Origin of the sequence: Blautia sp. MCC269 (genome assembly GCF_018785655.1) — a bacterium.
GTDB lineage: Bacteria > Bacillota > Clostridia > Lachnospirales > Lachnospiraceae > Blautia_A.
The window spans coordinates 1-5,395 of record NZ_WQQE01000130.1; the positions used below are offsets into that span (position 1 = coordinate 1).

General features: G+C 41.0%; 5 protein-coding genes and 1 pseudogene. 1 reads left to right on the plus strand and 5 read right to left on the minus strand.

The annotated features are described in order from the left end of the window. Positions 1 to 69: 69 nt before the first annotated feature. The 4 genes from GPK88_RS18730 to GPK88_RS18745 are packed head-to-tail and all read right to left on the minus strand — an operon-like array spanning position 70 to position 2,797. Positions 70 to 585, minus strand: a complete 516-nt coding sequence (locus GPK88_RS18730; RefSeq protein ID WP_215708140.1) for an ATP-binding protein — start codon at positions 583 to 585, stop codon at positions 70 to 72. Next, positions 585 to 1,382, minus strand: a complete 798-nt coding sequence (locus GPK88_RS18735; protein WP_215708141.1) for a replication initiator protein A — start codon at positions 1,380 to 1,382, stop codon at positions 585 to 587. Before GPK88_RS18735 ends, GPK88_RS18730 begins: the two co-directional genes overlap by 1 nt. Positions 1,383 to 1,389: 7 nt before the next feature. Continuing rightward, positions 1,390 to 2,388 carry a replication initiator protein A gene (locus GPK88_RS18740; protein WP_118170579.1) on the minus strand — a complete coding sequence of 333 codons (999 nt, stop codon included), beginning with the start codon at positions 2,386 to 2,388 and terminating at the stop codon, positions 1,390 to 1,392. Continuing rightward, positions 2,381 to 2,797, minus strand: a complete 417-nt coding sequence (locus GPK88_RS18745) for a hypothetical protein (protein WP_021976909.1) — start codon at positions 2,795 to 2,797, stop codon at positions 2,381 to 2,383. Before GPK88_RS18745 ends, GPK88_RS18740 begins: the two co-directional genes overlap by 8 nt. 75 nt (positions 2,798 to 2,872) lie before the next feature. On the opposite strand from GPK88_RS18745, the pseudogene GPK88_RS18750 reads away from it, so the two are divergent. Beyond that, positions 2,873 to 3,502: pseudogene (locus GPK88_RS18750) on the plus strand (transposase); the annotation flags it as partial. 183 nt (positions 3,503 to 3,685) lie between these two features. Here GPK88_RS18750 and GPK88_RS18755 read toward each other — a convergent pair. Then, positions 3,686 to 5,026 carry an MATE family efflux transporter gene (locus GPK88_RS18755; RefSeq protein ID WP_118170576.1) on the minus strand — a complete coding sequence of 447 codons (1,341 nt, stop codon included), beginning with the start codon at positions 5,024 to 5,026 and terminating at the stop codon, positions 3,686 to 3,688. Positions 5,027 to 5,395 lie beyond the last annotated feature (369 nt).

The following is a 5,395-nucleotide window of genomic DNA, read 5'->3' on the forward strand; positions in this document are numbered from 1 at the left end:
GTGAAAAGCCTAGTTTTTAAGCTACTCACCCTTTCTTATCATAGAAGAATCCTATTTACAGAGATTTTTTCATAGTCTCGTTAATTCATTTAAAATTCTGGAAAAATTGGTCATCATAACCTGTATTCCCTGTTCCATAAGCCTATTTGCGACACAACCGGCAAAGAAACTCTTCCCAGTTCCTACCGGTCCCATCAGCACATATCCAATATTGCGCTGCTGCATATCTTTCCAGTTCTCCACATACTGCCTTGCAATATCCAGCTTCGGTGTGCTGCCATTATCATTTTCAAACCGCCACTCCCGAAACCTTGGTTCTGTCAGCCCTACAGATTTCAGATTGCTCACCTTAATTGCAAAATCCTGTTTGCGTTCCTCCTCTTTCTGAGCTTCCAGCTTCTCTCTGTCACATCGACACAGACAAGGCAGGATTCTTTCATGGCCGAGTACCTTATATCTGTTTTCTTTGCGTTCCCCACAGATACCACACCAGCACAACCCTTCTGCATCCAGATAATCTGTATTCTGCAGGTTCTGGTTTTCCTTCACTTTCTGTGCTGTCTGCTCAATGATATGCTCAACCATTAGAACCCCTTTCCTTCCGGCAGATCATAGTTCTTACCTGGAATATTCTTTTGTTCCTTTACCGCCCAGCTACAGATCGTAGCATAATGGTTCCGGTATTTTTTCCCTGTGGAAGCCATATAAGAAGATAGCCGTTCAATCCAGTTCTGCCAGTCATATGGGAACCTGTGCTTCAATTCTTTCAGTTCCCGGTCAGCCAGAATTACATTATGAAAACTACCACAACTATACACAGATTCAGATTTCCTTATAAAAAAAGAATCAGTATTACTCTCTTCATTCTTATTTCTATCAGTATTACTTGCGTCTGACTGGCAGACTTCCGAAACTCCGGCTGACAGACTTCCAGATATCTGGCTCTCAGACTTCCGGATATCTGATATGTCAGACTTCCAGACATCTGGCTCCCGGACTTCCGGCTCTCCCCTTGTCCGATTCACAGAAGCAAAATTCTTTACATAAATCAGATTGGGTTTGTTCAGTCCCACACGTTTCCGCTCAATCAGACCAATCCCATTTTCTTTTGTATCCAGCTCATCCAAAAGCTGATAAATACGGTATCTTGTCCATTTGAGGACTGACATCATTTCTTCAATGGTGTATTGGATATATACATTCCCATTCTGATCTATCCAGCCATTCTTCCTGGATAATCCTACCCGGTCAAGCATCAAGCCGTATAATATCTTTGCTTCTGATGAAAGACCGGCAAACCGTTCATCTGAAAAAAGAATCTTCGGAATCCGGAAGAATGTAAACTGCTCAGATTCATGCTCCTGAAAGTATGAAAACTCCATTGCATTTCTACTCCTGTTCTTTCTGCTCCGCAGTCATATCCAACATATTTTGTGTAAATCCAATCACGGCGGAAAGGTAAGATTTTCTTGCTTCACCAAGACAACATTCCACATCTTCAAGATATTTTTCTGGAAATTCAAAAAGAAGCTCAAATCCGATCAGTGTAGCCTGCAGCTGTTTATATTTTCCTGCTGTCCAGAGGTTATCCAGAAATTTAATCAGTTTCTTTGAATCTTCTTTCGGATTATTGAAAACTGCTCGCAAAAATACTGCCAGCTCTTCTGCTGCTTCACAGGCATCATCATAGATGGCGTCTTCATCAATCTGTCCATCCTCATCAATATAGCCCCTCTGCTGCATATCAACGATCTTTCGCTTCTTAGGGCTGAGACTGTAATACGCCTCATCTTTATAACTGTCAAAATATTCTTTGGTTCTTTCTGACATCAATGGCTCTGCTGTAACATGACCTCCCAGATTAAGATCTTCCAGTATTTCTTCTATAGCCGTTTGGAAATTATTCCTGTCTTCTTTATTCATTTTCGCCATGTATTTAGGTGAAATTCCTGTAAAACATCTTGCATAGCCACACCCTGATGCTCTGCAAAAATTCTCTCCATTGCTTTCTTTCATTTTCTTCATTATGTCTTCCTCCATCTGTTTTTCATTGTCAGTGATATCCTTCACATAGAACTGGCAGAGCTTCCCTGGATAAGGTACTGCCACTTCTACCATTTGATCATGTTCTTCCAGTTCTGCAAGTGCCTGGTCAATCCGATATCTGGATATATTCAGATATTTCTTTATTTCCTGTTTTGGATAAATCACATAAGTGTCTCCATACTCATCTACCCACTCATTTCTGATGGCCATTTCCTTTCTGTCCAACAGCAGTGCATAGATAAGTTTTGCATCCATAGACAAATCCTCGTACTGCTTATCATAGAAAAGCACTTTCGGAACATTCAAACACTCTACCGGCATAAATTCTGAATTATTATTCACGATTTTCCTCCTCTTTCATAAGTTTTTTTAAGTTGATCAGATCATCCATTTCACTCAACCGCCCGATCAGCATTTTCAGATACGCAACAAAATAAGTGCTGTACATTCGCTGTGCTTCTTCCTGCAAAGATGCTGCATAGAATGTTTCCAGTTTCTCATGCGGTCTGCTGTTTCTGTAAAGCTGCTGAACATACAGGTGAATGTGCATATAATGCTGCTTCATGGATAATTCCTTCAGATATAAGGAAATTGTCTGAAGTTCTGACATATCCAGATTTTTCTCCAGCATTGCAGCCAGGAAAAAAACAGCCTCTTTCATGGCTGCCTTTTGGATTTCATATTCATCTGCTTTTTCATTTTCTGTCAGGATTCCTTTTTCCTGCATCAGTTCTTTATCTACCTGATTCATTTTGCCCTCCTTATCGAAACGGTAATTCTTCTCCATATCCATCCGGGATATGCTGAAACCCATCTGCATCTGCTTCTGGAAGAAGTAACTGCGGACAGCGGGTACTGTAGTGAAAAAAATCTGCTTTATTTAAAACGGAATGAAATATCCAGTTATATAAAACTGCAGGATCATGAAAAGCGAAAAACACGCGCTTATTCAGAAGATATCAGTAAATATTACAACATGAGGACAGGGATCTTTGAAGATGAACAGTTCTATATCTGCCATGACGGACGTGAACTGCGGCATCTCAGGACAGAGAGCAAAGAGCAGGATGGATATACACAGACCTTTGAGGTATATGGTTGTGCAGACTGCAGCGGATGTGAACATAAAGCGCGCTGTCTGTATAAGTATGATGCGGAGAAAGATGCCGAAAAGAACAAAGTCATGAAGATCAATGAACAATGGGAGGAACTGAAAGAAAGATCGCATGCCAATATCCAGAGTGAACGCGGGATCCTGAAACGCCAGACACATTCCATTCAGACGGAAGGACATTTTGGAGATATAAAGGAAAATGAGAACTTCCGGCGTTTTAATTACCGTTCGGCAGATAAGGTATATAAAGAATTCATGCTGTATGCTATTGGAAGAAATATAAATAAATATCATCGTTTTTTATACGAAAAACTGAGAAAATTTGAAGGAAAAACTGCCTAGAAAAAAATGCGGCTGAAAAAATCCAAACAAGGATTTTTTGCGGCCAAAAACAGAAAGTATTTATCAAAATAAAAATATCCTGAACAAGTTGCAGAGCCAGAAAGCTCTGTAACTGTCAGGATATTTTTGTTTGGTGCTGTCAGCTCTAAAAAACGTTATTTACCGACAGCTCCCTGTTTTGTTTTAATGATATTTATGCATCCGTACATAATAGCTGATGCATAAGATCACAGTGGCTCCGCTCCATGCTGCAATCTCTGCAAAGAAAATACCGTCCTGTCCGATAAAATGAGGAAGGATCAGTGCAGCACTGATACGCATGACAAATTCAGCCATACCACTTACCATAGGCATTAAGGTATCTCCCAGCCCCTGAAGTGCAGATCTGTACACGTACAGAAAGTACAAAACCCAGAGCATGGCAGCCATAATAGAAAGGTATTTAAAAGCAATTGCCAATACCTGCTGTGTCTGCTGCGGTTCACCTGAGATGAAAAGTGAGAGAATATTTTTTCCAAATAAAAACATGGCAGCAGAAATGATCAGTGAGGTAAGCAGGGAAAGCAGCATACTGCTGCGGACGCCTTTTCTGATCCTGTCAATCTTTCCGGCTCCCAGATTCTGACCCACATAGGTAACGATGGCATATCCATAGGAAATAGCAGCCATTTCCAGCAGACCATAAAGCTTGTTTGTAGCTGTAAATCCTGCTACAAAAAGGAAACCGTAGCCATTGATCACATACTGGACTACCAGACCGCCCACACCGATGATGATATTCTGAAATACAACAGGAATACCAAGCTTCATCAGGCGGGCATTCATGCCGGAGGCAGGCATAAAATCTGCTCTGGTCAGATGAACGATATCAATTCTGCGTAAAATCAGGAAACAGTAAACAGCGGAGAAGCTCTGTGCAATCACAGTTGCGATTGCTGCTCCTGCCACACCCCATCCGAAGCCTGCCACAAAAAGGATGTCCAGTGAGACATTCAGCACAGATGCGATGATCATTGCGGTCAGCGGTGTTTTACTGTTTCCCATAGCCCTTAGAGCAGAGGCAAACATATTATAGGCTGCTGTGGCGGGGATTCCACAGAAAATGATGCGCAGATATAACAGAGACATTCCGATAATATTGGAAGGTGTATGCAGCCCTGTTAATACCAGCGAAGCAAATGACTGGCTGAGAATCAATACTCCGGCTGCGATGAATGCGGTCAGCCGGTAACTGTGAGCCAGAGATTTACGCAGATTTTCGAAATCCTTTGCCCCATAATACTGGGAGAGTTGAATAGAAAATCCCTGAGTGAGTCCTGTGGATATTCCTGTGACAACCCACATCAGAAAGTCAACAGCACCCAGTGCGGCAAGAGCCTCCACACCTGCAACCTGACCAACAACCATGGTATCCACCATTGTATAAAGCTGCTGACAGATATTTCCCAGCATCAGGGGAATTGCAAAAAGAATGATCAACCGTCCCGGTGAACCGGAGGTCATATCCTGAATCTTGGTTTTCATTAGTATAAAAGTTCCTTTCCGGAGCATATTTGAAAAAGTTTAGAAATGATTATTCGAATATGCCCTGATATTTACATTGATAATTTTACATCATTAACGTGAAAAATGAAATATAATATATCATCAGAATGATATAAATTTATCAATACCTGCTATAAGCAGCATGTTGTTGAAATTATTATGCATAGCGCCTGAGAGGAGTTTTTGATTGCTATTTTTTAAAATACAGATATATAATAGAAGGCAAGTCTTTACGGAAGGAGACAAGAATTATGCTGAAAAGATTCACTAAAAAATGCCTGCCTGGAACTTTTATAGATAGTAAAGTTCCAAACAGACATTGCTGTTTGACCATTAGCTGTAGCTAAT

What these genes read in the sequence shown, in the direction of transcription:
- GPK88_RS18730 (WP_215708140.1), bottom strand. Translation starts at nt 585, where the DNA reads ATGGTTGAGCATATCATTGAGCAGACAGCACAGAAAGTGAAGGAAAAC.
- GPK88_RS18735 (WP_215708141.1), bottom strand. Translation starts at nt 1,382, where the DNA reads ATGGAGTTTTCATACTTTCAGGAGCATGAATCTGAGCAGTTTACATTC.
- GPK88_RS18745 (WP_021976909.1), bottom strand. Translation starts at nt 2,797, where the DNA reads ATGAATCAGGTAGATAAAGAACTGATGCAGGAAAAAGGAATCCTGACA.
- GPK88_RS18755 (WP_118170576.1), bottom strand. Translation starts at nt 5,026, where the DNA reads ATGAAAACCAAGATTCAGGATATGACCTCCGGTTCACCGGGACGGTTG.